This window comes from Rhodovulum sp. MB263 (genome assembly GCF_002073975.1).
Lineage (GTDB): Bacteria > Pseudomonadota > Alphaproteobacteria > Rhodobacterales > Rhodobacteraceae > Rhodovulum.
Map to the genome: position 1 here is coordinate 1,336,904 of NZ_CP020384.1, position 26,589 is coordinate 1,363,492.

Sequence of the window (26,589 nt, forward strand, 5' to 3'; positions counted from 1 at the left end):
TCCGGAGCGGGCCCGGCCCCCGCGAGGGCCGGGCACCAGAGGGTTATTTCGTCTTCGGATCGAGGCTGCCCTCGGCATAGCGCCTGGCCATGTCGGCCATCGGGATCACCTTGATCCGCGAGGCATTGCCGGCGGTGCCGAAGCGCTCGAAGCGGTCCTTGCAGAGCCTGGTCATCTCGGCCATGGCGGGTTTGAGGAATTTCCGCGGGTCGAATTCGGCCGGGTTTTCCTTGGCGATGCGGCGGAAGGTGCCGGTCATCGCCATCCGGTTGTCGGTGTCGATATTGACCTTGCGCACGCCCATCTTGATGCCGCGCTCGATCTCCTCGACCGGAACGCCATAGGTCTGGGGCATGGCGCCGCCATTCTCGTTGATGAGATCCTGCAGGTATTGCGGCACCGAGGACGAGCCATGCATCACCAGATGCGTGTCGGGCAGCTTGGCGTGGATCTTCTCGATCACGCTCATCGCCAGCGTCTCGCCGGTGGGCTTCTGGGTGAACTTGTAGGCGCCATGCGAGGTGCCGCAGGCAATGGCCAGCGCGTCGACCTTGGTCTTCGAGACGAAATCGGCGGCCTGATCGGGATCGGTCAGAAGCTGGTCGCGCGACAGCTCGCCCTCGGCGCCATGGCCGTCCTCGGCCTCGCCCTTGCCGGTCTCGAGGCTGCCCAGAACGCCCAGCTCGCCCTCGACCGAGGCGCCGACCCAATGCGCCATGTCGGCCACGCGCCGGGTGATGTCGACATTGTATTCATAGGAGGCCGGGGTCTTGCCGTCGCCTTCCAGCGAGCCGTCCATCATCACCGAGGTGAAGCCGTGCTTGATCGCCCCCAGACAGGTGGCCTCGTTGTTGCCGTGATCCTGATGCATGCAAAGCGGGATGCCGGGATAGATCTCGGCCAGCGCCTCGATCATCTTGGCCAGCATGATGTCATTGGCATATTGCCGCGCGCCGCGGCTGGCCTGGATGATGACCGGCGCGTCACAGGCCTTGGCGGCCTCCATGATCGACAGCCCCTGTTCCATGTTGTTGATGTTGAAGGCGGGCACGCCGTAGCCGTGCTCGGCCGCATGGTCCAGAAGTTGGCGAAGGGTGATAAGGGCCATCGTTAAATCTCCGTCAGTCTGCGCGTCCTGCGCGTTCCAAAGCTTCGAGGCCGGGGAGCGGGCGTCCTTCCAGCCATTCGAGAAATGCTCCACCCGCGGTGGAGACATAGGTGAAATCATGGGCATGGCCCGAGCGGTTCAGCGCGACCAGCGTATCGCCGCCGCCCGCGACCGACACGCAGAGCCCGGCCCGGGTCTGTTCGGCCACGGTCTCGGCCAGCGCCCGGGTCGCGGCGTCGAAGGGCGGGGTCTCGCAGATGCCCAGCGGGCCGTTCCAGACGATGGTCCGGGCCTTGCGCAGGAGGCCGCGATAGAGCTCGACCGAGTCGGGACCCAGATCGTAGACCCGGCGGTTCGGCCGGATGCCGCCCAGCGGCACCGGATAGGCATGCCCGCCGGCATGCTGAAGCCCGTCGACGACGAAATCCCGGGGCATCACGATCCGGCAGCCCGCGACCTCGGCCAGCGCGGCGATCTCGAGAATGTCGTCGGCCAGTTCCGGTTCGCAGAACGAGCGCCCGATGCTGTAGCCGCGGGCAAAGAGGAAGCTGTTGGCCAGCCCGCCGCCCAGCAGGATGGTGTCGACCCGGCGCAGGAGACGCTTCATCAGCCCCAGCCGCTCGATCATCGATTGCCCGCCCATCAGCGCGACAGAAGGCGAGGGCGGGGTGTCGAGCGCGCGTTCGAGCTGGGCCAGCTCCTCGAGCAGCAGGGGCCCCGCCGCCACCCGTTCGGCCGCGTCGACCGCCGCCGTGGTCGAGGCATGCAGCCGGTGGCAGCAGGAGAAGGCGTCATTGACATAGATGTCGCCAAGCCGGGCCAGCTCGGCCCCGAGCCGCTGGTCGTTGCGCTCCTCGCCGCGCTCGAAGCGCAGGTTCTCGCACAGAAGCACCTCGCCCGGCGCCAGATCATGGCTGAGCCGTTCGGCCATCGGCCCGGCACAGGTATCGATGAAGCGCACCGGCGCCTCCAGGGCATCGGACAAGGCGCCCTGCACCCGTTCGAGAGTCAGCGCCGGGGTCATCTCGCCCCCCGGACGGCCCAGATGGCTCATGACCACCAGCCGCGCGCCCCGGGCCAGAAGCGGTTTCATGCCGCTTGCAAAGCGGGTGATGCGGGCGGCGTCGGTGACCCCGGCGGGCCCGAGCGGAACGTTCAGATCCGCCCGGACTGCCAGGCGCTTGCCCGCAACATCCAGCGATGTCAGGGGCAGGCCCGCCATCAGATCAGCGCCCCCATCGCCACGGCGGTATCCGCCATGCGGTTGGAGAAACCCCACTCGTTGTCATACCAGCTCAGGATCCGGACCATGTTGCCGTCCATCACCTTGGTCTGGTCCATGTGGAAGACCGAGGAATGCTGGTCGTGGTTGAAGTCCGACGAGACCAGTTTCTCGTCGGTATAGCCGAGAATGCCCTTCATCGGGCCGTCGGCCGCCGCGCGGATGGCCGCGTTGACCTCCTCGACGGTGGTGTCACGCCCGGCTTCGAACACCAGGTCCACGACCGACACATTCGGGGTCGGCACGCGGATCGCGACGCCGTCGAGCTTGCCGTTCAGTTCCGGCAGCACCAGGCCCACGGCCTTGGCGGCGCCGGTCGAGGTCGGGATCATCGACATCGCCGCCGCGCGGGCGCGGTACAGATCCTTGTGCATGGTGTCCAGCGTCGGCTGGTCGCCCGTGTAGCTGTGGATCGTGGTCATGAAGCCGCGCTTGATGCCGATGGCATCGTTCAGGGCCTTGGCGACCGGCGACAGGCAGTTCGTCGTGCAGGAGGCGTTCGAGACCACCAGGTCGTCCTTGGTCAGCACGTCATGGTTGACGCCATAGACGATGGTCTTGTCGGCTCCGGCGCCCGGCGCCGAGATCAGCACCCGCTTCGAGCCGTTCTCCAGATGGATCGCGGCCTTGTCGCGGGCGGTGAAGATGCCGGTGCATTCCAGCGCCACGTCGACATCGCCCCAGGGCAGCTCTTTCGGATCGCGGATCGCGGTCACCTTGATCGGGCCGCGGCCCACATCGATGGTATCGCCGTCGACGGTCACGGTGCCGGGGAAGCGGCCGTGAACGCTGTCGTAGCGCATCAGATGGGCATTGGTCTCGACCGGACCCAGATCGTTGATCGCGACGACCTCGATATCGGTGCGGCCCGATTCAATGATGGCCCGCAGGACGTTGCGCCCGATCCGGCCGAAGCCGTTGATTGCTACCTTGACTGTCATCTTCCACCCTTCTTGTCTTACTTGATCAGTTTCTTCGCGGCGGCGGCCACGGCTTCGGCGGTGATGCCGAAGTGCTTGTAAAGGTCGTCGGCCGGCGCCGAGGCGCCGAATCCGGTCATGCCAACGAAGGCGGATCTGGCGCCAAGAAGCGGCGCCCAGCCCTGTTCCACGGCGGCCTCGACCCCGACCCGGGGCGCGTCGCCAAGGACGGATGCCCGGTAGGCGTCGTCCTGAGCTGCGAATAGCTCGAAACAGGGGGCGGAGACAACGGCGGCCCTGACGTCCTGGCGCGCCAGCTCGTCGGCCGCGTTCATCGCGATCTCGACTTCCGAGCCGGTGGCGATCAGGGTGACGTCGCGGCCGCCCTCGGGTTCGCGCAGCACATAGGCGCCCCTGGCCGTCAGGTTCTCGGCCCGGTGCTCGGTCCGCAGGCAGGGCAGGCCCTGCCGCGACAGTGCCAGCAGGCTCGGGGTCGTCTCCGAGGTCGCGGCGATTTCCCAGGCCTCGGCGGTCTCGACCACATCGGCGGGACGGAAGACGTTGAGATTGGGCATGGCGCGGAGGCTGGCCAGATGTTCCACCGGCTGGTGGGTCGGGCCGTCCTCGCCAAGACCGATCGAGTCATGCGTCATCACATAGGCCACCGGCAACCCCATCAGCGCCGAGAGCCGGATCGCGGGACGGGCATAATCGGCGAAGACGAGGAAGGTGCCGCCATAGGGGAAGAAGCCGCCATGCAGCGCGATGCCGTTCATCGCCGCCGACATGCCGAATTCGCGGATGCCGTAATGGATGTAATTGCCGCCGTAATTGTCCTTCGACACCGGCGACATGCCCTTGGTCAGGGTCAGGTTCGAGCCGGTGAGGTCGGCCGAGCCGCCGATGGCGTTGGGCAGGGTGGCATTGACCACGGCCAGCGCCATCTCCGAGGCCTTCCGGGTCGCGACCTTGGGCGCATCGGCCGAAAGCTGCTGCTTGTAGGCCGTGATGGCCTCGGCCATGGCGGCCTTGTCGGGCCGGGCCAGCGAGGCCTCGAAGGCACCGCCATGCTCGGCGCAGAGCAGACGCGCTTCCCAGCCCTCGCGGGCCTCGCGGCCGCGCGCGGCAACCGCATGCCAGGCGGCATAGACCTCTTTCGGCAGGGTGAAGGCCTCATGGGCCCAGCCAAGGGCCGTGCGGGTCGCGGCGATCTCGTCGGCGCCCAGAGGCGCGCCATGGACCTTGTGGCTGCCGGCCTTGTTGGGCGCGCCCTGGCCGATCACGGTCCGGCAGGCGATCAGCGAGGGGCGCGGGTCCTTGCGCGCGGCCTCGATGGCGGCGGCGACGGCCTCGCGGTCATGGCCGTCGACCGCGGCCACATGCCAGCCGGCGGCGGCGAAACGCGCCTTCTGGTCGACCGAGGTCGACAGCTCGGTCGAGCCGTCGATGGTGATCTTGTTATCGTCCCACAGAACGATCATCCGGCCGAGCTGCCAGTGGCCGGCCATGTCGATGGCCTCGTGGCTGATGCCTTCCATCAGGCAGCCGTCGCCCGCGATCACATAGGTGTAGTGATCGACCAGATCGTCGCCGAAGCGGGCATTGTGCATCCGCTCGGCCAGCGCCATGCCGACCGCGGTGGTGATGCCCTGGCCCAGCGGTCCGGTCGTGGTCTCGATGCCCTCGGCATGGCCGTATTCCGGATGCCCCGCCGTGCGCGCGCCCCATTGCCGGAAGCTGCGGATCTGGTCCATGTCCATGTCGGCATAGCCCAGCATGTGGTTGATCGAATAGACCAGCATCGAGCCATGCCCGGCCGACAGCACGAAGCGGTCCCGGTCGGCCCATTTCGGGCAGGACGGGTCGATCTGCATGAACCGGTTGAACAGCACCGCGGCCACATCGGCCATGCCCATCGGCATGCCGGGATGGCCCGAATTGGCGGCCTGAACCGCATCCATCGTCAGGACACGGATCGCGGTGGCCATCAGCGCTTCGGCGCTGGTGTCGATCTTGGTGGGCGCGTTCATTTTGGGCTCCTCAGGCGCGTTTCGATTCGGAGACGAGACGATTGATCATCGGCGTCAGGATAAGCTGCATCGCGAGATCGAGCTTGCCGCCCGGGATCACGATCGAGTTGGCCCGGCTCATCCAGGATCCGTGGATCATCGAGACCAGGTAGGAAAAGTCGATCCCGCGCGGATTGCGGAAGCGGATCACGACGAGGCTTTCGTCCGGGGTCGGGATCCAGCGGGCGACGAAGGGGTTCGAGGTATCGACCACCGGCACGCGCTGGAAGTTGATGTCGGTTTCGGTGAATTGCGGGCAGATGCAATGCACATAGGCATACATCCGGCGCAGGATCACGTCGCGGATCGCCTCGGTGGTGTAGCCGCGCTTTTCCTTGTCGCGGTGGATCTTCTGGATCCATTCGAGGTTGATCACCGGCACCACGCCGATCTTGAGATCGGCATGCCGGGCGATGTCGACCTCGTCATTGACGACCGAGCCGTGCAGCCCCTCGTAGAACAGCAGGTCCGAGCCCTCGGCGAAGGGCGCCCAGTCGGTGAACTCGCCCGGCGCCACGCCGCGCTTCTCGGCCTCTTCGGCATCGTGCACGTAATGGCGGCTGCGCCCGGTGCCGGTCTCGCCATATTGGCGGAACACCTCTTCGAGGATCTTCAGCTCGTTGGCCTCGTAGCTGAAATGGCTGAAACCCGCATCGCCCTCGGCATAGTGACGGTCGAGCTCGGCCTTCATGTCCTTGCGGTTGAAGCGGTGGAAGGCGTCGCCCTCGATCGAGACCGCGTTCACGCCCTCGCGGCGGAAGATCTGGTCGAAGGTATGCTTGACCGTCGAGGTGCCCGCCCCGGAAGAGCCGGTAACGGAGATGATCGGGTGCTTCTTGCTCATGACAGTCCTCCAGGAACTCAGACGCGGAACAGGCCGCGGTTGCCGAACAGGGCGTTGACCTCTTCGTCCGGCAGATCGTGATAGGCGGCGATGCGGCTGACCTTGTCGGTCGAGCCGAAGACGAACGGCGTGCGGGCGTGCAGCTTCTCGGCGGTCTTGCCGAGGATCGGGTCCTGGGCGTCGGTGGCAAGGCCCCCGGCCTGCTGGATCACGAAGGCGATGGGGGCGCATTCATAGACCATCCGGAGCCGGCCGCGGGCATAGCCCTTGCGGGCATCGCCGGGATAGAGGAACACGCCGCCCCGGGTCAGGATCCGATGCGTCTCGGCCACCAGCGAGGCGACCCAGCGCATGTTGAAATTCGAGGCGCGCGGGCCTTCCTCGCCGGCCAGGCAGTCGTCGATATAGGCCCGGATCGGGCGCGACCAGTGGCGGTAATTCGAGGCGTTGATGGCGAATTCGCGCGAGGTGTCGGGGATCTTGATCGCCTCGGCCACCAGCACGAACTGCTTGCTGTCGGGGTCCAGCAGATATTCCTGGGTGCCCTGGCCGAAGGTGCAGACCAGCATCGTCTGCGGCCCGTAGATGATGTAGCCCGCGCCGATCTGCTGGTCGGTCGGGCGCAGGAAGCTGGCATCGGGATCCTCGGCCGCCTCGAAGATCGAGAAGATCGTGCCGATCGATACATTGACGTCGATATTCGACGAGCCGTCCAGCGGGTCGATCGCCAGCGCATAGGCGCCCCCGGGGTCGAGAACCGCCACCGTGTCCTGTTCCTCCGAGGCGTAGTGGCGGACATTGGCGGTCCTGAGGCGTTCGCAGAAGGCATCGTCGGCCATCAGGTCCAGCGCCTTCTGGGTATCGCCGCCGGTATTCTCGCCCACGGCTGCCCCCAGCGCCCCGCCCAGCGGGCCGCGCTGGATCACGCGCGAAAGATCGATGCCGACCTCGCAAAGTGCAGTCATGATCGGCTGAAGCGCGGCGGGGATATGCTGTAAATCCCTGATCGGATTTTCCGTTTGCATAAAATTCTCCCGAATCTGGCGGCAACTTGTCGTTATTGGTTGCTAGAGGATGACGGGATGGTAGAGAATTTAAAAACCCGGAAGCTGTATTAGATTTTTTTGAAAACCGAATGTCGACGCTCCGACCCGAGGCCATAACCTTCAAGCAACTCAGGGCGTTGCGCGCCGTAGCCGAGCACGGCACGTTGACCGCGGCGGCCGAGTCCATTCACCTGACGACCCCGGCCGTCCATACCCAGCTGCGCCAGCTCGAAGAGAATTTCGGTGCGCGGCTGGTCGATCGCGGGCCGCAGGGGGTGGCGCGCCTCACGCTGCAGGGCGAGGCTGCCCTGGTGGGGGCGCGCGCCATCGAGACCGCGCTCGAGGCCTGCGTCGATCATGTCCGCGCGCTCAATGACGGAATGGAGGGGATGGTCACGCTGGGCGTGGTCGCCACTGCCAAATATTTCGCGCCGCGCCTGGTGGCCGAACTGCACCGCGCCTTTGCCGAGATCGACGTGATCCTGCGCGTGGGCTCGCGCGAGATGGTGGTGACGGCCTTGCAGGCGGCGAGCGTCGATATCGCGATCATGGGGCGGCCGCCCCGGCTGCCCGCGGTTCATGCGACGGTGCTTGGCCCGCATCCGCATGTGCTGATCGCGCCGCCCGATCATCCTCTGGCCGGACATGAGAGGATCGCGGCCGAGCGGGTGCTGGCCGAGACGTTCCTCGCGCGCGAGCCAGAGTCGGGCACCCGGATTCTGATGGAGCGCCTGATCGAGCGGTTGGGCAAGGGGCGGCCGCAACGGGTGGTCGAACTGGAAAGCAACGAAACCATCAAGCAGGCGGTGATGGCGGGGCTCGGGATCGCGCTGATCTCGCGCCATACGGTGGCCGGCGAACTGAACGACGGGCGCCTGGTCGAACTCGACGCGCCCTCGCTGCCCTTGGTGCGGCAATGGTTCCTGGTCCATCGCAGCGACACCGCGCTCAGCGCGGCCGGTCGGCGGATCCACGGCTATATCGTGGGACGGCAGGGGGCCTTCCTGCCCCGATAGCCCGGTTCCGGCCCCGAATTTTCGTCGAAAATTCGCGCGGGATGGCGGGCCTGCGGTTTCTGCGGCCACTGGGGGCGGCAGGGGGTTGACCTTCCAGCGACTGGAAGTCCTATCTCGGTAAGGCGTTCGCCGTGAAGGAGGCTGCCATGACCGCAATGACCACAACCAGACTGAAACTCGAAGGGCTGCATTGCGCGGGCTGCGTGCGTCGGGTCGAGCGCGCCCTGACCGAGCTGCCCGATGTCGGTGCCGCCCGGGTCAATCTTGCCACCGGCTCGGCCGAGATCGAGCATTCGGGCCCGGTCGCGCCGCTGATCGGGGCCGTCGAGGGCGTGGGCTTCGGCGTGGGCCAGACCGAGATCGCGCTGGCGGTCGAGGGTGCCACCTGTGCCTCCTGCACCGGCCGGATCGAGCGGACGCTCATGGCCCAGCCCGGTGTGCTCGGGGCGGCGATGAACCTTGCGAGCGGTGAGGCCCGCGTCACCGTCGCCGAAGGGCTGGACGACGCCGCCGCGCTCGCCCGAGCGGTGACCGAGGTCGGCTATCCGTCCCGCCCGCTGGGTGCCGAGGACCGGCCCGAGCCCGGCGCAGCCCAGGCCGCCGAGGCCCGTGGGCTTGCCCGCCGGGCCTGGACCGCGGGACTTCTGGCGCTGCCGGTCGTGCTGCTGGAAATGGGCGGACATGTGGCGCCCGGTGCCCGCGAGGCGCTCGCCGGGATCGTCTCCGAGACCGGTCTGCGCATCGTCTCCTTCCTGCTGACCACCGCGATCCTCGCCGGTCCCGGCCGCGCCTTCTTCGTCAAGGGCGTGCCGCTCCTGCTGAAGGGCGCGCCCGACATGAATGCTCTGGTCGCGCTCGGCACCGCCGCCGCCTGGGCCTATTCGACCCTTGCAACCTTCGCCCCCGGCCTGCTGCCCGAAGGCACGGCGCATATCTATTTCGAGGCCGCCGCGGTCATCGTCACCCTGATCCTGATCGGCCGCAGCCTCGAGGCCCGCGCCCGCGGCCGCACCGGCGAGGCGATCCGGCATCTTCTGGGCCTGCAGCCGCGCAGCGCCCGGGTGGTGACCGAAAATGGCCTCGAGGAACGGCCCGTCGAGCAACTCGCGCCCGGCGATCTGATCGAGATCCGGCCCGGCGAGCGCATCCCGACCGATGGCGAGATCGTCGAGGGCCAGGGCCCGGTCGACGAATCGATGCTGACCGGCGAGCCGATGCCGGTCGACAAGGCGCCCGGCGACGCAGTCACGGGCGGCACCGTCAATGGCGCCTCCGCGCTGAGATTCCGCGCCACCCGGGTCGGCCGCGATACCGCGCTGGCCCAGATCGTGGCGATGGTCGAGACGGCGCAGGGCGCCAAGCTGCCGGTGCAGGCGCTGGCCGACCGGATCACCGGCATCTTCGTTCCCGCCGTCCTCGTCGTCGCGGCGCTGACCGTGGCGCTCTGGCTGATTGTCGGTCCCGACCCGGCGCTGGGGCTTGCGCTGGTCGCGGGCGTCTCGGTGCTGATCGTCGCCTGTCCCTGCGCCATGGGGCTGGCCACGCCGACCTCGGTGATGGTGGGCACGGGCCGCGCTGCCGAAATGGGGGTTCTCTTCCGCAAGGGCGATGCGCTGCAAAGCCTGTCGGGCGTCGCGACGGTCGCCTTCGACAAGACCGGCACCCTGACCGAGGGCCATCCCGAACTGACCGGTATCCGGCTGGCCGACGGCTTTGAAAGGGACGATGTCCTGGCCGCTGCCGCCGCGCTCGAGGCCCGCTCGGAGCATCCGCTTGCCCGCGCCATCCTGGCCGCCGCGCCAGATCATCCCGAGGCCGAAGGGGTCGAGGCGTTGCCCGGTTTCGGCGTCCGGGGACGGATCGGCGGCCGTGACGTCCTGGTGGGCGCCGAACGGCTGATGGCGCGCGAGGGCATCGCGCTCGGGCCCCTCGAGGCCGAGGCCGCGACGCTGGCCGCCACGGGGGCGACGCCCGTTTTCGTGGCCATCGACGGAGGGGCGGCGGGCGTGCTGGCGCTGGCCGACCCGATCAAGCCCTCGGCGCGCGCGGCGATCGCGGGGCTCCACCGGATGGGGGTCGCGACCGCGCTGATCACCGGCGATACCGAGCCGACCGCGCGCGCCGTCGCGGCCGAGCTTGGCATCGACCATGTCGTGGCGGGCGTTCTGCCCGGCGGCAAGGTCGAGGCGCTGGAGGGGCTTCGCGCCGAGGGCCCGGTCGCCTTCGTCGGCGACGGGCTGAATGACGCGCCCGCACTGGCCGCGGCCGATGTGGGGCTTGCCATCGGCACCGGCACCGATGTCGCCATCGAGGCGGGCGACGTGGTGCTGATGTCGGGCGATCCGCAGGGCGTGGTCAATGCGCTCCATGTCAGCCGCCGGACTCTGGCCAATATCCGCCAGAACCTGTTCTGGGCCTTCGCCTATAACGTCGCGCTGATCCCGGTGGCGGCAGGCGTGCTCTATCCGCTGAACGGCCTTCTCCTGTCGCCGATGCTGGCCGCGGGCGCGATGGCCTGCTCGAGCCTCTTCGTGCTGTCGAACGCGCTTCGGCTGCGCGGGCTCGGCCCGCTGGAGGCCGGGTCATGAATATCGGCGACATCTCGAAGGTCACCGGGCTGCCGGCCAAGACCATCCGCTATTACGAGGAGATCGGTCTGATCCGTCCGGCCCGGGGCGACAATGGCTACCGGCATTTCTCGGAAACCGACCGGCACAACCTGACCTTTCTGGGCCGGGCCCGGTCGCTCGGCTTCTCGATCGAGGAATGCCGGGCGCTTCTGGCGCTTTACACCGACAAGGAGCGCGCCAGCGCCAATGTGAAGCAGATCGCCCGCGTCCATCTGGCGCAGATCGAGGCCAAGATCGCCGAGTTGCAGGCGATGCGCGCCACCTTGGCCGAGCTGGTCTCGGCCTGTGCGGGCGATCAGCGTCCCGATTGTCCGATCCTGAAGGGGCTGGCGGGCGAGGGCTGAGCCCGCTCAAAGGGCTTTGACAATGCGCGCCGATGGGCTAGGCAGGAGCGACTTCGGTTCCGGCCGGGAAGGCCGGATAAAAGGGAACGCGGTGCGCCCTCTCAGGGGCAACTCCGCGGCTGCCCCCGCAACTGTAGGCGGAGAGCGCGGCTGACAGATGCCACTGGGCCAGGGCCCGGGAAGGCCAGCCAAGCAAGGACCCGCAAGCCAGGAGACCTGCCGGAGCGACGATCACCCTTTCCGGGCGCGGGGCGCGCCCCGGAGCGGCCAGCCCGCAGCGGTGAGACAGATCACCGTCCGGGGAGCTGGCCCGATCCCGCCGCGCCCCGGACCGCCCGCAAGGGCAGGGAAGGGCAGGGCGATGGACGATCCGGAGACAAGACCGGCCGACCAGGACGGAGCGCGCGCATGAGGGGGCAGGGGCTCTTCTGGGCGCTTGCGCTGCTGGTGGCGGCGCTTTTCGGGCTGTCGCTGCTGATCGGTCCGGCCGGGTTGTCGGTCGGCGACAGCCTCTCGGCGCTGCTGGCCGGGCGCGGTGAGGCGGCGGTGCTGGTCATGCGCGAGATCCGGCTGCCACGCGCGATCCTTGCCGTGCTGGTGGGTGCGAGCCTCGGGCTCTCGGGTGCGGCCCTTCAGGGCTACATGCGCAACCCGCTGGCCGAGCCCGGTCTGATCGGCGTCTCGTCGAGTGCCGCGCTGGGCGCGGTGCTGGCGCTGCAAACGGGGCTCGCCTCGGCGCATGTGCTGGCGCTGCCGGCCTCGGCGCTGACCGGCGCGCTGATCGCCGTCTCGCTGCTGCTGCTTCTGGCCGGACCGCGCGGTGGGGCCTTCACGCTGATCCTCGCGGGCATCGCCCTTTCGGCGCTGGCGGGCGCGCTGACGCAACTGGTGCTGAACCTCTCGCCCAATCCTTACGCCACGGCCGATATCGTCTTCTGGCTGATGGGTTCGCTGGCCGACCGGTCCTTCACCCATGTCTGGCTGGCGCTGCCGCTGACGCTTCTGGGCTGGTTGATGCTGGCCGGGCTCGGCCGCGGGCTCGATGCCCTGACGCTGGGCGAGGATGCGGCGGCGGCGCTGGGCATCCGGCTCGGGCGGATGCGCCTCGCGCTGGTCCTGGGTGTCGCGGCCTCGGTGGGCGCGGGGGTGGCGGTCGCGGGCGCCATCGGCTTTGTCGGTCTGATCGTGCCGCATCTGCTGCGCCCGCTGGTGGGCGCCCGGCCCGGGCGGCTGCTGGCGGCCTCGGCGCTGGGCGGCGCGGCCCTTCTGCTGGCCGCCGATATCGGCGTGCGGCTGGTGCTGCCCGACCGCGATCTCAAGCTGGGCGTCGTGACCGCGCTGATCGGGGCGCCGCTGTTCATCCGGCTGATCTACCGCACCCGGGCGGAGGCGGGCGCATGACCGAGCTTGAGCTTTCGCATCTGACCGTCCGGCGCGGCGCCTGCCCTGTGGTCGACGATGTCACCGCGCGGCTGTCACCGGGCGACTGCGTGGGCCTTGTCGGTCCCAATGGCGCGGGCAAGACCACATTGATGCGCGCAGCCCTCGGCCTTCTGCCGCACAAGGGCACATCGAGCCTCGCGCGCCTCCCCGCGCCCGAGCGTGCCCGCACCGCTGCCTGGCTGCCGCAAACGCGCGAGATCGCCTGGCCGGTCAGCGTCGAGACCCTGGTCGCGCTTGGCCGCACGCCGCATCTGGGGCCGGGCCAGCGTCCCGGACCCGCCGACCGTGCCGCCGTTGACGCCGCGATGGCCCGCCTCGAACTTGGCGGTTTCGCCACGCGCTGCGCGACCGAGCTGTCTGGGGGCGAACAGGCGCGGGTGCTGATCGCCCGGGCGCTGGCGCAGGAGGCGCCGATCCTGATGGCCGACGAACCCATTGCCGGGCTCGACCCGGCGCATCAGTTCACCACCATGGCGCTGTTCGCGCGCCTCGCCGCCGAAGGCCGCCTCGTGATGGTCTCGCTCCACGATCTGGGGCTGGCGGTCCGGTTCTGCACCCGGCTTCTGCTAATGCATCGCGGCCGTCTGGTGGCCGACGGCCCGCCCCGCGCGGTACTGAGCGAGGCCAATCTGGCCGAGGTCTTCGGGCTGCGCGCCTATCTGGCCGAGACCCCCGACGGCCCGGTCTTCCAGCCGCTCGAGGTGGTGCGATGACCCCCAATTCCTGTCCGGCCGAGGAGCCCGCCGCATGATCGACCCGATCCTGTCCTTCCTTCACACCGGCGGCGCGGCGATGTGGGCCATCGCGGGCCTGTCGGTCGCGACGCTCAGCCTGATCCTCTGGAAGCTCTGGGGCCTCGCGCGGATGGGCGCCTTCGCGGGCGCCCGGGCCGAACGCGCCGTGCGGCTCTGGCAGGAGGGGGCGCGCGAGGCGGCGGCCGACGCGCTTGCGGGCCGGGTCGGACTGCGCGCCCGGCTGGTCCGCGCGGCCATTGGGGCGCTGGCGCTGGGCCTGCCCGAGGCGAAGGCGCGCGAGGAAACCACCCGCGTCGCCCGGCGCCTGCTGGTCGAGGCGCGCGCGGGGCTTCGGGCACTGGAACTGATCGCGGTGATCGCGCCGCTTCTGGGTCTTCTCGGCACGGTTCTGGGCATGATCGATGCGTTCCAGGCGCTGCAAGCGGCGGGCTCGGCGGCCGACCCGGCCGATCTGGCGGGCGGCATCTGGGAGGCGCTTCTGACCACGGCCGCCGGCATGGCGGTGGCAATCCCGGCGGCGGTCTCGCTCAGCTGGTTCGAATCCGTGGCCGACAGCGCCCGCGCCGACATGGAAGACCTCGCGACCCGGCTGTTCCTTGCGGCGGAGGCGGGCTGATGTTCAGCTTCGACACGCCCCGGCCGCCACGCCGCCCGAGCCTCACGCCGATGATCGACGTGGTCTTCCTGCTGCTTGTCTTCTTCATGATCGCCGCCCGCTTCGGCCCCGAGGCGGGGATCGGGATCGTCGCGGCACAAGGCGGGGGGGCGGGCGACTGGCAGGGGCCGCCAAGGCTGATCGAGGTGCGCCCGGACGGGCTGTCCCTGAACGGGCAGGTGATGGCGCCCGACGCCATTGCCACAGAGCTGGCGCGGATCACGCCCGCGCCGGGCGATCCGGTCCTGCTGCGCGCCCGGGACGGGGCCGACCTGCAGGCGCTGGTCGATGCGATGGACGCGCTCGGCCGGGCCGGGGTCGCGGGGCTCATGCTGGTGGAGTGAGGCGATGCTCGACTTCGGCGAGGACGACCGGCAGCGCAGGCAGGGCGAAAGCATCGTGCCGATGATCAATGTCGTCTTCCTTTTGCTGATCTTCTTTCTGATGAGCGCGCGGCTGGTGCCGCCCGCCCCCTTCGAGACCGCACCGCCGCAGGCGGACGGGGCCGAGCCCGCCACGGGTGACATGTTGCATCTGTCGGCCGCGGGCGATCTGGCCTTCGGCGATCTGCGGGGCGAGGCGGTCTTCGCGGCGCTCGCCGCCCGTCCCGAGGGCGCGGGGCCGCTGGTGATCCGGGCCGATGCCGGGGTCGAGGCGGCAGCGCTGGCACGTATTGCCGCGCGGCTGACGGCCGAGGGGCAAGGCCCGTTGCGGCTGGTGACGGTGCCGCGATGAAACGGGCGGGCGAGCTTCTGGCCTTCGTGCCGCTGGCCCTCGCGCTTCATGTCGGGGCCTTCGCGCTGGCGCGGCCGCCGCTCGTGGGCGTTGCCGGGGGCGCAGGTGGGCCGGGGGGCGAGGCGCTGGTGACGCTGGCGGCGGCGCCTGCTTCCTATGCCAGGCTTGCCGAGGACTGGACCGAGGCCCCGGCGCCCGAGACCGAGCTTGCGGGCCTGCCCGCGCCAGAGCCGGAGCCCGAAAGCGTCCCGCGCGCCAGGCCCGACGGCTTTGCGACGCCCCTTCCGGCTCTGCCGAAGCCTGCCGAACAGCATCGTGAGGCCGATTTCCTCGCGCCCCCCTACCCGCCCGAGAGGCGCGAGACCCAGCGCGCGCCGGACCCGGCGCCGGTGCTTCGGCCCGAGGCCCGCCCGGATCTCCTGCGCAAAGCTGCCCGCTCCGCGCCGCCATCCGAGGCCCGCGCGGCCCAGGTGGCGCGGGGGCGGGCGGAGGCTGCCGAGGCCGGGGCGGGGGCGGCCGGCGGCGCGCCGACGCTGTCGCCCGCCCGGGCCTCGTCGCTACGGGCCGAATGGGGCGCGCGGATCCTGGCGCGGGTCGATCGCAGCCACCGCTATCCGCGCGGTACGCGGGCCAGCGGCCGGGCGCTGGTCGAGCTGGTCCTGGCGCGCGACGGACGGCTTCTGTCGGCCCGGCTGGTCCGGAGTGCGGGCGATGCGAGGCTCGACGAGGCGGCGCTGGCGACGGTGCGTCGGGCCGGGCGCTTACCGCCCGCCCCCCACGGGCTCGAGGCCGCGCGCTACAGCTTCACGCTTCCGCTCCGGTTCGAGTGGCGAGGATAGGTCCCGCGCGGGCCAGTGCCGTCAAAGGGGACGCCACCAAGGGGCCGGGGGCGTTTCGGGCGCTGTGACCGGAGCCTGCCGCCTTGTCCGCGACCGGGGCAATCCGCCTGCCCGGGCGGGCCCCCGGTTGCGGGGAGTGACAAGCCTCGCGGCGCCTGCTTTCGGGGGCAGGCGGGGCAGGCAGGTCTGGAGCCCGGTCTTTCGGTCTTTCCGGGGCGGCCCTCAGGCGGTTTGGGGGCGTCGGATCAGCGCGGCCGCGCCCCGGGCCCGGTCGGACAGACCCGCGCCCGGGGTCTCGGCCAGGATCAGCAGTCGTGCCCGCATGCGCGGATCCCAGAACTGGTCGATATGGGCGGCGATGGCGGCTTCTGCCTCGTCATCGGGCAGGCGGGCGAAGGCGGTCGCGATCTGGTTGGCCATGTAGGCAAGCTTGTCAGGGGTCATGGGGGATCTCCGCCGCAGCTATCCGCCGGGCATGGGTGTGGATGTCGAAATTCGCGCCGCGCGCCCGGGCGACGAGGGTCAGCCCCGCGGCCTCGGCCGCGGCGACGGCGCGGGCGGTCGGGGCCGAGACCGCGATCAGGGCGGGCGCCCGGGCAAGAACCGCCTTCTGCACCATCTCGATCGAGACCCGCGAGGTCAGCAGGATCGCGCCGCCCGAGGCGTCGCGCCCCATCCGCGCCAGCCGCCCCACCAGCTTGTCGAGCGCATTGTGCCGTCCGACATCCTCGCAAAGCGCAACCAGCCCCTCCGCGCGGGTCCAGAACCCCGCCGCATGGGCCGCCCGCGTCGCGCCGTGCAACTCCTGACCGAGGCTCAGCGCGGTCATCGCTTCGGCGATCTCGGGCGGCGTCAGGTGCAGGCCATCCGATGGCAGCACCGGCAGCGGCCGGCTCGCGGCGGCAAGGCTTTCGACACCGCAAAGCCCGCAGCCGACCGGCCCCGCCATGCTGCGCCGCCGCCCGGCCAGACGCGCGCCCAGCCCGGGCGCCAGCCAGATCCGCAGCTCGATCCCCTCGTCGTGATCTGCACGCTCGATCCGCGCGATCTGATCGGGGCGCTCGACGATGCCTTCGCCCAGCGAGAATCCCAGGGCGAAATCCTCGAGATCGGCGGGGCTGGCCAGCATCACCGCATGGGTCGTGCCGTCATAGCACAGCGCGACCGGCACCTCCTCGGCCAGCCGCCGGATGTCGGGCGCGGCCCCGTCGGGGCCGAGGCTCTGCACCTGCGATGTTGTCCAGGGCCGCATCGGGGCCTATTCCGCCGCGGGCAGGATGCGGCGGGCGGCGCGGGCATGGGCGGCGTAATCCTCCTGCCAGTCCGAGGGCCCGTTCGACAGCGCCACCTGCACCGCCGTCACCTTGTATTCGGGGCAGTTGGTGGCCCAGTCGGAATAGTCCGAGGTCACCACATTGGCCTGTGTCTCGGGGTGGTGGAAGGTGGTGTAGACGACGCCCGGGCTGACCCGGTCGGTCAGGGTGGCCCTGAGCGAGGTCTCGCCCGAGCGAGAGGCGAGGCGCACCCAGTCGCCCTCGGAGATGCCGCGGGTCTCGGCGTCATGGGGGTGGATCTCCAGCCGGTCCTCGTCATGCCAGGCGGTATTTGCGGTGCGCCGGGTCTGGGCGCCCACATTGTACTGGCTGAGAATGCGCCCCGTCGTCAGCAGAAGCGGGAAGCGCGGGCCGGTGCGCTCGTCGGTCGGCACATAGTCGGTGACGACGAAAAGCCCCTTGCCGCGCACGAAGCCCGTCTCGTGCATGACCGGGGTGCCCGTGGGGGCGGCCTCGTTGCAGGGCCATTGCACCGAGCCTTCGCGGTCGAGCAGATCGTAGCTCACGCCCGCGAAGCTGGGGGTGGTGGCGGCGAGCTCGTCCATGATCTCGGAGGGGTGGGCATAGCCCCAGCCCGCGCCCATGGCATTGGCGAGCGCCATGGTGACCTCCCAATCGGCCAGCCCCGTCTTCGGGGCCATCACCCGGCGGACCCGGTTCAGCCGCCGTTCGGCATTGGTGAAGGTGCCGTCCTTTTCGAGGAAGCTCGAGCCCGGCAGGAAGACATGGGCATAATTCGCGGTCTCGTTCAGGAAGAGATCGTGCACGATCACGCAATCCATCGCCGCCAGCCCGGCGGCCACGTGTTTCGTGTCGGGGTCCGATTGCAGGATGTCCTCGCCCTGGATGTAGAGTCCGCGGAAGCTGCCATCGACGGCCGCGTCCAGCATGTTGGGGATGCGCAGCCCCGGTTCGTCCGAGATCGTCACGTTCCAGAGCCGCTCGAACACCCCGCGCGCCCCGGCGTCATGGACATGGCGATAGCCCGGCAGCTCATGCGGGAAGCTGCCCATGTCGCAGGACCCCTGCACGTTGTTCTGGCCTCGCAGCGGGTTCACGCCGACACCCGGCCGCCCGATATTGCCGGTCGCCATGGCGAGATTCGCGATCGCCATGACGGTGGTCGAGCCCTGGCTGTGTTCGGTCACCCCCAGCCCGTAATAGATCGCGGCATTGCCGCCGGTGGCGTAAAGCCTCGCGGCCTGCCGGACCTCGGTGGCCGGAACGCCCGTCAGAGCCTCGGTCGCCTCGGGGCTGACGCGGTCTTCCGAGACGAAGGCGGCCCAGTCGGCGAATGCCCCGGTGTCGCAGCGTTCGGCGATGAAGGCCCTGTCGGTCAGGCCCTCGGTCACGATCACATGGGCGATGGCGGTCAGGAGTGCCACATTGGTACCGGGCCGAAGCGCCAGATGGTGGGCGGCCTGCACATGGGGGCCCCTGACCAGATCGATCCGGCGCGGATCGGCGACGATCAGCCTGGCGCCCTGGCGGAGCCGCTTCTTCAGTCGCGAGGCGAAGACCGGGTGGCCGTCGGTCGGGTTGGCACCGATCACCAGCACCACATCCGCCGCTTCGACGCTGTCGAAATCCTGCGTCCCGGCCGAGGTGCCGAAGGTGGTCTTGAGGCCATAGCCGGTGGGCGAATGGCAGACCCGCGCGCAGGTATCGACATTGTTGTTGCCGAAGACCTGCCGGATCAGCTTCTGCACCAGGAAGGTCTCCTCATTGGTGCAGCGCGACGAGGTGATGCCGCCGATGGCGCCGGGGCCGCTTTCGGCCTGGATCGTGCGCAGCCTTTGCGCGGTGAAGGTCAGCGCCTCGTCCCACGATACCTCGCGCCAGGGCTGATCGACGGTCTCGCGGATCATCGGGCTCTGGATGCGGTCGGGATGGGCGGCATAGCCGAAGGCGAAGCGGCCCTTGACGCAGCTGTGCCCGCGATTGGCCTTGCCCTCCTTCCAGGGCACCATGCGGATCAGCCGGCCGCCCTTCATCTCGGCCCGGAAGGAACAGCCGACACCGCAATAGGCGCAGGTGGTGACGATGGCGCGGTCGGGCGTGCCGTGCTCGATCACCGCGTTTTCCTGCAGGGTCGCGGTCGGGCAGGCCTGCACGCAGGCGCCGCAGCTGACGCAGTCGGAGTTCAGGAAATCGGAAGTGCCCGAGGCGATCCGCGCCTCGAAGCCGCGCCCCTCGACGGTCAGCGCGAAGGTGCCCTGCACCTCTTCGCAGGCCCGCACGCAGCGGAAGCAGGCGATGCATTTCGACGGATCATAGGTGAAATAGGGGTTCGAGGTATCCTTGGCCTCGAAGCGCGGGTTCGCCTCGCCATTCTGCCGGGTCTCGAAATGGTTGGCGCCGGGGCCGTAGCGCACCTCGCGCAAGCCCACCGCGCCCGCCATGTCCTGCAACTGGCAATCGCCATTGGCCGCACAGGTCAGGCAGTCGAGCGGGTGATCCGAGATGTAAAGCTCCATCACCCCGCGCCGGAGTTTCGCAAGCTTGGGCGTCTGGGTCCGGACCTCCATGCCCTGGGTGGCAGGCGTGGTGCAGGAGGCGGGCGTGCCGCGGCGACCCTCGATCTCGACCATGCAGAGCCGGCAGGAGCCGATGGGCTCGAGGCTGTCGGTGGCGCAGAGCTTCGGGATCTCGATCCCGGCTTCGGCGGCGGCGCGCATGACCGAGCTGCCCTCGGGCACGGTCACCTCCATGCCGTCGACGGTGAGCGTCACGGTCTTGCCGGAGCGGCGGGCGGGGGTGCCGAAATCGGCATCGGGAAGGATGAAGTCTTTCATCTGCTGGCCTCCGGGCTGGCGGATTGGTCAAGTGACGCGAAAAGGGCCGCGCCCGATCCCGGGAGGGCGTTTCCCGAGGGTGTGGCGGCGCGGTTCATACTGCGGCCTGCTGCCACGCGTTCTCCTGCTTGAAACGTTGCAATGCGCCCTCGCTTGGGGAGGGGTGAGATAGCGTCCCGGAAACGCGCCAGTGGCGCGTTTCGCTGGCGAACGGGCGGAGCCCCGGACGGGCGCGGCCCGGGATGGCTGCCCGGGCCAGAGGGTTGGACGGTGCGTGACCAGAACGGCGAACCAATGGCGTTTTGCGCTTGGTGCAGGCGAGATCGCGTCTTGGCAGGTCGTGAGGTGCGACAGGGGTGCCGTTGTGGCAGGACTCGCGACGAAACCCGCCTCCTGTCTGCCGCTTCCGTGCGGTGAGCTCCTGGCAGCCGCTCATGCGTTGCCGGCGTTCTCATTCCGCCGCCTCCCGCGCGGGGGCGAAATCCTCGGGGAAATGCCTCAGCGCGCTTTCGACCGGGTAGGGGGTGAAGCCCCCCAGCGCGCAGAGCGAGCCCGCGCGCATCGTCTCGCACAGATCGGCGAGGATCTCAGGCGCAGCCGGATCGCCCGCGAGGATGCGGTCGATGGTCTCCATCCCCCTGACCGCGCCGATCCGGCAGGGGGTGCAGGTGCCGCAGCTCTCGACCGCGCAGAACTCCATGGCAAAGCGGGCCATCGCGCCCATCTCGACCGTATCGTCGAAGACCACGAGCCCGGCATGGCCGATCAGCCCGCCCGCCGCGTCGCATTCCTCATAGCCCAGCGGCGTGTCGAAAAGAGACCGGGGGAAATAGGCGCCGAGCGGCCCGCCGATCTGCACCGCCTTCACCGGACGGCCCGAGGCGGTGCCGCCGCACACACCCTCGACGAGTTCGCCGATGGTCATGCCGAAGGCCGCCTCGAAGAGCCCGCCATATCTGACATTGCCCGCGATCTGCAGCGGCACGGTGCCAAGCGAGCGGCCCAGCCCGAGCGAGCGGTAATGCTCGGCCCCTTCCGACAGGATCGCCGGGACCGACGCGAGCGTGATCAGGTTGTTGACGACGGTCGGCCGCCCCATGAAGCCCTTATGGGCGGGCAGGGGCGGTTTCGGGCGCACGATGCCGCGCTTGCCCTCCATCGAGTTCAGAAGCGCGGTTTCCTCGCCGCAGACATAGGACCCGGCGCCGACCCGGTCCTCGATGTCGAAGTGATCGCCCAGAATGCCCGCCTCGCGCGCGACGCGCAGCGAGGCATCGAGCATCGCGATGGCCTGCGGGTATTCCGAGCGCATGTAGACATAGCCCCGGTCGGCGCCGACCGCGCGGGCACAGATCGCCATGCCCTCGATCAGGCAGAACGGATCGCCCTCGATCAGCATCCGGTCGGCAAAGGTGCCGCTGTCGCCCTCGTCGGCATTGCAGACTACGGCCTTGCGCGCGCCCTCGGCCTCGAGCACGGTCTGCCACTTGATGCCGGTCGGAAAGCCCGCACCGCCCCGGCCGCGCAGGCCCGAGGCGGTGATCTCGGCCACGATCTCCTCGGGCGTCATCGTCATCGCGCGTTCGAGCCCCTTCATCCCGCCATGGGCGCGATAGGCGTCGAGATCCAGAGGCTCGACAATGCCGCAGCGGGCGAAGGCGAGGCGCGTCTGGCGGGCGAAGAAGGGGATCTGTTCGACCGGGCCAAGCGCTTTCGGGTGATCCTCGAAGGCCCCGTCGAAAAGCGCGGGCACATCGGCGGGTCCGAGCGGGCCGAAGCCCATGCGCACGCCGTCTTCCTCGATTTCCAGCAGCGGCTCCAGCCAGACCATGCCGCGCGTGCCGGTGCGTTTCAGCACCAGATCGAGCCCGCGCGCCCGGGCCTCGGCCTGCAGGGCAGCGGCGACCTCGTCGGCGCCCAGCGCCAGGGCGGCCGCGTCGAGCGGCAGATAGAGCGTGAGGCTCATGCCGATCCCTCCCGCGCGAGGCGTTCCAGCCGGTCGGCGGTGACCCGGCCCACCGGGCGGTCATCGACCAGCGCCGCGGGCGCGCAGGCGCAGAGCCCGAGGCAATAGGCGGGTTCCAGCGTCACCGCGCCATCCTCGGTGGTGCCGTGCCACTCGACCCCCAGACGCGCCTTCAGATCCTCGCCCAGCGCCGCCGCGCCCATCGCCTGACAGGCCTCGGCCCGGCAGAGGCGCAGCACCCGGCGCCCGCCGGGCCCGGTCCGGAAATCGGGGTAGAAGCTGACCACGCCATGGATCTCGGCCGTGCTGAGCCCCAGTTCCTCGGCCAGGGCCGGATAGGCCGCGACGGGCACATGGCCGATACTGGCCTGCACCGCATGCAGCACGGGGAGCAGCGGGCCGTCGAGATGCGCATGGGCCGCGGCGATGCCGCGGCATCGCGCGATGATGTCGGTGGTCATGCAGTCCTCCCTTTGCATGCCATAGTGTGCCGTCTCGGCCCGCGCGTGATCAATGGCCGGGATTCGTCGGGTGATAGAAATATTCTATTAAAACTTCACCTGCCGCGCGGCCTCCATCAGCGCGTCGAGCACCGGGGTCATCGGTTCGCGATGGGGCGCGATCAGCCCGAGCACATGCCCGGCCTCGGGCTCGGTCAGCGGCACCGCGACCAGCGATCCGGCGCCGAGAAAGGGCCGGGCGGTTCTCTGTGGGAGGATCGTGACCCAGCCCGAGCTCTGGACATGGGCGACCAGCGCCAGAAGCGAGTTCGACTCGAGCCGGGCCGTGGCCACCGCGCCCGCCTCGGCCATATGGCGGTCGACGATCCGGCGGTTCTGCATGTCCCGGGTCAGCAGGCAGAGCGGTTCGGCCGCGGCCTCGGCCCAGGGCACCGCCCGGCGCCCGGCCAGCGGGTGATCGGCGCGCATCACCAGCGAGTAATGCTCGGTATAAAGCGGCATCGTCGCGATCCGGCCGAGCGGCTCGTTTTCGAGATAGGTCAGCCCCGCATCGACCTGGAGATCGTCCAGCATCTGGACGATTTCCGCCGAATTCCGCGAGAAGATGGTGATTCGCAAATTAGGGTGACGCAACGTCAGAGGGCCGGTCAGCGCGGTGAGCGCGGCCAGAGCGGTCGGCACCGCGGCAAGCCTCAGATCGCCAGACAGCCCGCGTTTGACCGCGCGCATCTCCTCGCGCAGCGCGCGCGTGTCGGCGACGATCACCCGGGCGCGTTCCAGCACCCTTGCGCCTTCGGGGGTCAGCCCGCCGAAGCGCGAGCCGCGCCAGACGAGAAGTACGTCAAGTTGTTCCTCCAACTGCTTTATTGCCGCCGAAAGTGTGGGCTGGGTCACCCCGCAGGCCTCGGCCGCACGACCGAAATGGCGCTCGCGCGCGAGCGCAATGAACATCTCGAGCTTGTCGATCATCGGTCCCCTCCTCGCGACAGACTGCACCGGGCCGCGCCTGGCGAAAAGCACCTTAACGGTATCGCAACGCGCATATGGGCCGAGAAGACGTGATGTGCCGTCCACCATGCGCGCGCTTGAAAAGTGATCCGGAAGCCGCTTTGACTGCGCCTCGCAGCCCTTCCGAGACCGGGGCCGAACCGAAAGGATGCCAGATGAGGCCGCGCCTGCTTGCCGTCTGCCGAGACTGCCAGCCCCGTTTCCGGGCCGATTGCCGGAGGGGGCCGCGATGAGCCGGCGCAGCCCGAGGAAGGAGCTGACGCTTGGCCGGGCGCAAAGCCGCGGCCTGCTTCTGGCGGTGCTGGTCTTCAGCATCTTCACCAACCTCCTGATGCTGACCGGCCCGATCTTCATGCTGCAGGTCTATGACCGGGTACTGGGCTCGCGCTCGGAAGAGACGCTGGTCGCGCTCTTCATCTTGGTCGCGGCGCTCTATCTGTTCTACTGGCTGCTCGATTATGCCCGCGGCCGGGTCATGGCGCGGATCGGCGCGCGGCTGCAGGCGGCGCTGTCGCGGCGGGTCTTCGCGGCGATGGTCGAGCGTGCGGCCCTGCGCGGCGGGCAGGGGCCGGGCGCCACCGCCATCGGCGATCTCGACGCGATCCGCAATCTCTTCGCGGCGCCGGTGCTGCTGGCGCTGTTCGACATGCCCTGGACGCCGGTCTTCCTGGCGGCGATCTTCCTGTTTCACCCCTGGCTGGGGCTCGCCGCCATCGGCGGCGGCGCGGTGCTGATCCTGGCCACGCTCGTCAACCGCTGGCTGACCGGTGGCGCGCTGGAACGCTCGCAGGTGAAATCCTCGCGCGCGGCGCGGCTGGCGCGGCAGGCCGAGGAGGGCGGCGGGCTGATCTGGTCGCAGGGCATGGCCCCGGTGATGTCCGAGCGCTGGGCGCGGATGCAGGAGGAGGCCAATGCCGATGGCATGTCGGCCAGCGACCGCAGCGGCAGCCTCGCCAGCTTCTCGCGCGCCTTCCGCTTCTTCCTGCAATCGGCACTTCTGGCGCTCGGGGCCTATCTCGTGCTGCAGCATGCGGTGACGCCGGGCGCGATGATCGCCTCGTCGATCCTGCTGGGCCGGGCGCTTGCGCCCATCGAGCAGGTGCTGGGCCAGTGGGCGCTGATCCAGCGCGCCCGCAGCGGCTGGTGCGCGCTGACCGAGTTCCTGCAATCGGTGCCCGAGAGGATCCGGCCGACCGATCTGCCCGACCCGGTCGCGCATCTTACGGTGAGCAATATCGGCCTGCGCGCCGCGGCGCCGGGCGCGCCGCCGGTGCTGCAGGGCATCGGCTTCGAGATCGCACCGGGCGAGGCGCTGGGCGTGATCGGCAAAAGCGGCGTCGGCAAGACCACGCTGGCGCGGATCATCCAGGGCCTGCTTGCCCCCACGACCGGCGAGGTCCGGCTCGATGGCGCCACGCTCGAGCAATACGGCCCCGAGCGGCTGGGCCGGGTGATGGGCTGTCTGCCGCAGGAGGTGCGCTTCTTCGACGGCACCGTGGCCGAGAATATCGCCCATATGGAACTGAACCCCGATCCGGCGCGGGTGGTGCAGGCGGCCAGGCTGGCGCGGGTGCATGACATCATCCTGAAGCTGCCGCAGGGCTATGACACCCTGCTGGTCGAGGGCAGCGGGCTGTTGTCGGGCGGCCAGCGGCAACGGCTGGCGCTGGCGCGTGCGCTCTATCACGACCCGGTGCTGCTGGTGCTCGACGAGCCCAATTCCGCGCTCGATGCCGACGGCTCCGAGGCGCTGAACGCGGTCGTGACCGACATGAAACGTGCCGGAAAGTCGGTTCTGATCATGACCCACCGCCCGACCGCCATCGCGGTCTGCGACCGGCTGATGGTGATCGATGGCGGCCGGCAGAAGGCGCTGGGGCCGCGCGACGAGGTTCTCAGAAGCGCGATCCGGAACGCGCCCGAGGTGCAGCGTGCGATGGGCGCGGCCCGCAACGCCCCGGTGCCGCAAAGGGAGGCGCGGGGATGAGCGCGGGATCGCCCTACAGCGCCCGGTTGCCGCTGGCAGTGGGGATGATCGCCATCCTCTGCCTGGTGGGCGGCATCGGGGTCTGGAGCGTGGCCACCAGCATCGCGGGCGCCGTCGTCGCGTCGGGCAAGATCAAGGTCGAGTCCGAACGCCAGGTGGTGCAGCATGCCGATGGCGGCGTGGTCGGCGAGATCCTGGCCAAGGATGGCGACAGGGTCGCGGCCGGGCAAGTGCTGGTCAGGCTCGACGGCACCTTCCTGCTCTCGGAGCAGATGATCGTCGAACGGCAGCTGCTGGAGATCCAGGCCCGCAAGGCCCGGCTGGTGGCCGAACGCGACGGGCTCGACCGCCCGGATTTCGTCCTCCTCGACAGGTTCGGCAATATCGATCCCGCCTGGGTCCGCGATCATGTCGACGGCCAGACCCGGCTGTTCGCCGCGCGCAGGGCGGCGCTGGCGCAGGAGCTCGATCAGTTGCACGAGCAGACCGTGCAGATCGACAATCAGATCGAGGGCACCCGCGCCCAGCAGGAGGCGCTGCAAAGGCAGCTGGGGCTGATCGAGCAGGAACTGGCCGACAAGATGACCCTCTATCGCCAGAACCTCGTGCCGGCGAGCCAGGTGCTCGCGCTTCAGCGCGAGCAGGCGGGGCTCGAGGGCAATATCGGGCGGCTGACCTCGCAGGAGGCCGAGCTGCGCGCCAAGATCTCGGAACTTGCGGTGCGCGGGCTCCGGCTGCAGGAAAGCCGCCGCGAGGATGCGATCACCACGCTGCGCGATCTTCAATATTCCGAGATCGAGTTGCAGGAGCGCCGGCTCAGCCTGGCCGAGCGGCTGTCGCGGCTCGATATCCGCAGCCCGGTCGACGGGGTGGTGTTCGGCTCGACGGTGTTCACCGTGGGCTCGGTGGTCACGGCGGCCGAGCCGATGATGTATGTCGTGCCGGGCGGGCAGGCGCTGCTGGTCTCGGCCAGGGTCGAGACCACCGATATCGACGAGGTGTTCCCGGGCCAGCCGGTCTCGCTGAAATTCACCACCTTCGACAGCCGGACCACGCCCAATGTCTCGGGCACCGTGCTGCGTGTCTCGGCCGACGCGCTGACCGACGAGGCGACGCGGGCAAGCTTTTACGAGGTGGTGATCCAGCCCGATATCGGCGAGATGGCCGATCTGCCCGATATCGAGCTGGTGCCGGGCATGCCGGTCGAATCCTTCATCCGCACCCGCGACCGCTCGCCGCTGTCTTACCTCCTGCATCCGCTGGCGGTCTATTTCGAGCGCGCCTTCCGCGAAAGCTGAGCCTGTCCGGCGCGGCCGCCGGTGGGGCTTGACCCGGGGCGAGGCTCGCCGCAG

General features: G+C 69.6%; 23 protein-coding genes and 1 riboswitch. Of the genes, 11 read left to right on the top strand and 12 right to left on the bottom strand.

All coding sequences use genetic code 11. The features are described from left to right. Nucleotides 1–43: 43 nt before the first annotated feature. The 6 genes from fba to B5V46_RS06445 are packed head-to-tail and all read right to left on the bottom strand — an operon-like array spanning nt 44 to nt 7,248. Nucleotides 44–1,108 (bottom strand): class II fructose-bisphosphate aldolase, encoded by a 1,065-nt coding sequence (fba, locus tag B5V46_RS06420; protein ID WP_080615824.1) that lies wholly within the window; start codon nt 1,106–1,108, stop codon nt 44–46. A gap of 13 nt (nt 1,109–1,121) precedes the next feature. Continuing rightward, nucleotides 1,122–2,330: a phosphoglycerate kinase gene (gene pgk, locus B5V46_RS06425; RefSeq protein WP_080615825.1), complete on the bottom strand. Its 1,209-nt coding sequence runs from the start codon at nt 2,328–2,330 to the stop codon at nt 1,122–1,124. Beyond that, nucleotides 2,330–3,331 carry a type I glyceraldehyde-3-phosphate dehydrogenase gene (gene gap, locus B5V46_RS06430; protein WP_080615826.1) on the bottom strand — a complete coding sequence of 334 codons (1,002 nt, stop codon included), beginning with the start codon at nt 3,329–3,331 and terminating at the stop codon, nt 2,330–2,332. The genes pgk and gap overlap by 1 nt, the downstream gene beginning before the upstream one ends. 17 nt (nt 3,332–3,348) lie before the next feature. Further along, nucleotides 3,349–5,340: a transketolase gene (gene tkt, locus B5V46_RS06435; protein ID WP_080615827.1), complete on the bottom strand. Its 1,992-nt coding sequence runs from the start codon at nt 5,338–5,340 to the stop codon at nt 3,349–3,351. 10 nt (nt 5,341–5,350) lie between these two features. Next, entirely contained in the window at nt 5,351–6,223 is an 873-nt protein-coding gene (locus B5V46_RS06440; protein WP_080615828.1) for a phosphoribulokinase, read from the bottom strand. 17 nt (nt 6,224–6,240) lie between these two features. Next, nucleotides 6,241–7,248, bottom strand: a complete 1,008-nt coding sequence (locus B5V46_RS06445) for a class 1 fructose-bisphosphatase (RefSeq protein WP_080615829.1) — start codon at nt 7,246–7,248, stop codon at nt 6,241–6,243. A gap of 110 nt (nt 7,249–7,358) precedes the next feature. Between B5V46_RS06445 and B5V46_RS06450 the strand changes: the two genes are divergently transcribed. The 9 genes from B5V46_RS06450 to B5V46_RS06490 all read left to right on the top strand — a co-directional run bounded on the left by B5V46_RS06450 (nt 7,359) and on the right by B5V46_RS06490 (nt 15,686). Then, nucleotides 7,359–8,285: a LysR family transcriptional regulator gene (locus tag B5V46_RS06450; RefSeq protein WP_080615830.1), complete on the top strand. Its 927-nt coding sequence runs from the start codon at nt 7,359–7,361 to the stop codon at nt 8,283–8,285. A 146-nt stretch (nt 8,286–8,431) separates the two neighbouring features. Next, nucleotides 8,432–10,873, top strand: a complete 2,442-nt coding sequence (locus B5V46_RS06455) for a heavy metal translocating P-type ATPase (RefSeq protein WP_080615831.1) — start codon at nt 8,432–8,434, stop codon at nt 10,871–10,873. Further along, on the top strand, nt 10,870–11,259 hold the full coding sequence (cueR, locus tag B5V46_RS06460; protein WP_080615832.1) for a Cu(I)-responsive transcriptional regulator: 390 nt from the start codon (nt 10,870–10,872) through the stop codon (nt 11,257–11,259). Before B5V46_RS06455 ends, cueR begins: the two co-directional genes overlap by 4 nt. A 37-nt stretch (nt 11,260–11,296) precedes the next feature. After that, a riboswitch (cobalamin riboswitch) is annotated at nt 11,297–11,498 on the top strand. A gap of 169 nt (nt 11,499–11,667) precedes the next feature. Beyond that, a complete protein-coding gene (locus B5V46_RS06465) occupies nt 11,668–12,660 on the top strand; it encodes an iron ABC transporter permease (protein WP_080615833.1) in 993 nt (330 codons plus the stop codon). Next, on the top strand, nt 12,657–13,415 hold the full coding sequence (locus tag B5V46_RS06470) for an ABC transporter ATP-binding protein (protein ID WP_080615834.1): 759 nt from the start codon (nt 12,657–12,659) through the stop codon (nt 13,413–13,415). The genes B5V46_RS06465 and B5V46_RS06470 overlap by 4 nt, the downstream gene beginning before the upstream one ends. Nucleotides 13,416–13,449: 34 nt before the next feature. Continuing rightward, nucleotides 13,450–14,073 (top strand): MotA/TolQ/ExbB proton channel family protein, encoded by a 624-nt coding sequence (locus B5V46_RS06475; RefSeq protein ID WP_080615835.1) that lies wholly within the window; start codon nt 13,450–13,452, stop codon nt 14,071–14,073. Next, nucleotides 14,073–14,456, top strand: coding sequence for a biopolymer transporter ExbD (locus tag B5V46_RS06480; protein WP_080615836.1), 384 nt, complete (start codon nt 14,073–14,075; stop codon nt 14,454–14,456). Before B5V46_RS06475 ends, B5V46_RS06480 begins: the two co-directional genes overlap by 1 nt. 4 nt (nt 14,457–14,460) lie before the next feature. After that, nucleotides 14,461–14,847 (top strand): biopolymer transporter ExbD, encoded by a 387-nt coding sequence (locus B5V46_RS06485; protein WP_080615837.1) that lies wholly within the window; start codon nt 14,461–14,463, stop codon nt 14,845–14,847. Beyond that, on the top strand, nt 14,844–15,686 hold the full coding sequence (locus tag B5V46_RS06490) for an energy transducer TonB (protein ID WP_080615838.1): 843 nt from the start codon (nt 14,844–14,846) through the stop codon (nt 15,684–15,686). Before B5V46_RS06485 ends, B5V46_RS06490 begins: the two co-directional genes overlap by 4 nt. Before the next feature lie 222 nt (nt 15,687–15,908). Here B5V46_RS06490 and B5V46_RS06495 read toward each other — a convergent pair whose 3' ends face one another. The 6 genes from B5V46_RS06495 to B5V46_RS06520 form a co-directional block, all read right to left on the bottom strand. After that, nucleotides 15,909–16,130, bottom strand: coding sequence for a formate dehydrogenase subunit delta (locus B5V46_RS06495; protein ID WP_080615839.1), 222 nt, complete (start codon nt 16,128–16,130; stop codon nt 15,909–15,911). After that, entirely contained in the window at nt 16,120–16,938 is an 819-nt protein-coding gene (fdhD, locus tag B5V46_RS06500) for a formate dehydrogenase accessory sulfurtransferase FdhD (protein ID WP_080615840.1), read from the bottom strand. The genes B5V46_RS06495 and fdhD overlap by 11 nt, the downstream gene beginning before the upstream one ends. Nucleotides 16,939–16,944: 6 nt before the next feature. After that, nucleotides 16,945–19,815, bottom strand: coding sequence for a formate dehydrogenase subunit alpha (fdhF, locus tag B5V46_RS06505; RefSeq protein ID WP_080615841.1), 2,871 nt, complete (start codon nt 19,813–19,815; stop codon nt 16,945–16,947). A 451-nt stretch (nt 19,816–20,266) separates the two neighbouring features. After that, nucleotides 20,267–21,781: an NADH-ubiquinone oxidoreductase-F iron-sulfur binding region domain-containing protein gene (locus tag B5V46_RS06510; RefSeq protein WP_080615842.1), complete on the bottom strand. Its 1,515-nt coding sequence runs from the start codon at nt 21,779–21,781 to the stop codon at nt 20,267–20,269. Beyond that, the gene (locus B5V46_RS06515) at nt 21,778–22,242 is read right to left on the bottom strand and encodes a formate dehydrogenase subunit gamma (RefSeq protein ID WP_080615843.1); all 465 of its coding nucleotides are present in this window, start codon (nt 22,240–22,242) and stop codon (nt 21,778–21,780) included. The genes B5V46_RS06510 and B5V46_RS06515 overlap by 4 nt, the downstream gene beginning before the upstream one ends. Nucleotides 22,243–22,329: 87 nt before the next feature. Beyond that, complete coding sequence (locus B5V46_RS06520) at nt 22,330–23,211, bottom strand: LysR family transcriptional regulator (protein ID WP_080615844.1); 882 nt, start codon at nt 23,209–23,211, stop codon at nt 22,330–22,332. Between the two features lie 268 nt (nt 23,212–23,479). Here B5V46_RS06520 and B5V46_RS06525 point away from each other — a divergent pair, with 268 nt between their 5' ends. Then, nucleotides 23,480–25,237, top strand: a complete 1,758-nt coding sequence (locus B5V46_RS06525) for a type I secretion system permease/ATPase (RefSeq protein ID WP_080615845.1) — start codon at nt 23,480–23,482, stop codon at nt 25,235–25,237. After that, complete coding sequence (locus tag B5V46_RS06530) at nt 25,234–26,535, top strand: HlyD family type I secretion periplasmic adaptor subunit (RefSeq protein ID WP_080615846.1); 1,302 nt, start codon at nt 25,234–25,236, stop codon at nt 26,533–26,535. Before B5V46_RS06525 ends, B5V46_RS06530 begins: the two co-directional genes overlap by 4 nt. Nucleotides 26,536–26,589 lie beyond the last annotated feature (54 nt).

Bases quoted from the DNA above. Each gene is read 5' to 3' on its own strand.
- fba (WP_080615824.1), bottom strand. From the start codon at position 1,108: ATGGCCCTTATCACCCTTCGCCAACTTCTGGACCATGCGGCCGAGCAC.
- pgk (WP_080615825.1), bottom strand. From the start codon at position 2,330: ATGGCGGGCCTGCCCCTGACATCGCTGGATGTTGCGGGCAAGCGCCTG.
- gap (WP_080615826.1), bottom strand. From the start codon at position 3,331: ATGACAGTCAAGGTAGCAATCAACGGCTTCGGCCGGATCGGGCGCAAC.
- tkt (WP_080615827.1), bottom strand. From the start codon at position 5,340: ATGAACGCGCCCACCAAGATCGACACCAGCGCCGAAGCGCTGATGGCC.
- B5V46_RS06440 (WP_080615828.1), bottom strand. From the start codon at position 6,223: ATGAGCAAGAAGCACCCGATCATCTCCGTTACCGGCTCTTCCGGGGCG.
- B5V46_RS06445 (WP_080615829.1), bottom strand. From the start codon at position 7,248: ATGCAAACGGAAAATCCGATCAGGGATTTACAGCATATCCCCGCCGCG.
- B5V46_RS06450 (WP_080615830.1), top strand. From the start codon at position 7,359: ATGTCGACGCTCCGACCCGAGGCCATAACCTTCAAGCAACTCAGGGCG.
- B5V46_RS06455 (WP_080615831.1), top strand. From the start codon at position 8,432: ATGACCGCAATGACCACAACCAGACTGAAACTCGAAGGGCTGCATTGC.
- cueR (WP_080615832.1), top strand. From the start codon at position 10,870: ATGAATATCGGCGACATCTCGAAGGTCACCGGGCTGCCGGCCAAGACC.
- B5V46_RS06465 (WP_080615833.1), top strand. From the start codon at position 11,668: ATGAGGGGGCAGGGGCTCTTCTGGGCGCTTGCGCTGCTGGTGGCGGCG.
- B5V46_RS06470 (WP_080615834.1), top strand. From the start codon at position 12,657: ATGACCGAGCTTGAGCTTTCGCATCTGACCGTCCGGCGCGGCGCCTGC.
- B5V46_RS06475 (WP_080615835.1), top strand. From the start codon at position 13,450: ATGATCGACCCGATCCTGTCCTTCCTTCACACCGGCGGCGCGGCGATG.
- B5V46_RS06480 (WP_080615836.1), top strand. From the start codon at position 14,073: ATGTTCAGCTTCGACACGCCCCGGCCGCCACGCCGCCCGAGCCTCACG.
- B5V46_RS06485 (WP_080615837.1), top strand. From the start codon at position 14,461: ATGCTCGACTTCGGCGAGGACGACCGGCAGCGCAGGCAGGGCGAAAGC.
- B5V46_RS06490 (WP_080615838.1), top strand. From the start codon at position 14,844: ATGAAACGGGCGGGCGAGCTTCTGGCCTTCGTGCCGCTGGCCCTCGCG.
- B5V46_RS06495 (WP_080615839.1), bottom strand. From the start codon at position 16,130: ATGACCCCTGACAAGCTTGCCTACATGGCCAACCAGATCGCGACCGCC.
- fdhD (WP_080615840.1), bottom strand. From the start codon at position 16,938: ATGCGGCCCTGGACAACATCGCAGGTGCAGAGCCTCGGCCCCGACGGG.
- fdhF (WP_080615841.1), bottom strand. From the start codon at position 19,815: ATGAAAGACTTCATCCTTCCCGATGCCGATTTCGGCACCCCCGCCCGC.
- B5V46_RS06510 (WP_080615842.1), bottom strand. From the start codon at position 21,781: ATGAGCCTCACGCTCTATCTGCCGCTCGACGCGGCCGCCCTGGCGCTG.
- B5V46_RS06515 (WP_080615843.1), bottom strand. From the start codon at position 22,242: ATGACCACCGACATCATCGCGCGATGCCGCGGCATCGCCGCGGCCCAT.
- B5V46_RS06520 (WP_080615844.1), bottom strand. From the start codon at position 23,211: ATGATCGACAAGCTCGAGATGTTCATTGCGCTCGCGCGCGAGCGCCAT.
- B5V46_RS06525 (WP_080615845.1), top strand. From the start codon at position 23,480: ATGAGCCGGCGCAGCCCGAGGAAGGAGCTGACGCTTGGCCGGGCGCAA.
- B5V46_RS06530 (WP_080615846.1), top strand. From the start codon at position 25,234: ATGAGCGCGGGATCGCCCTACAGCGCCCGGTTGCCGCTGGCAGTGGGG.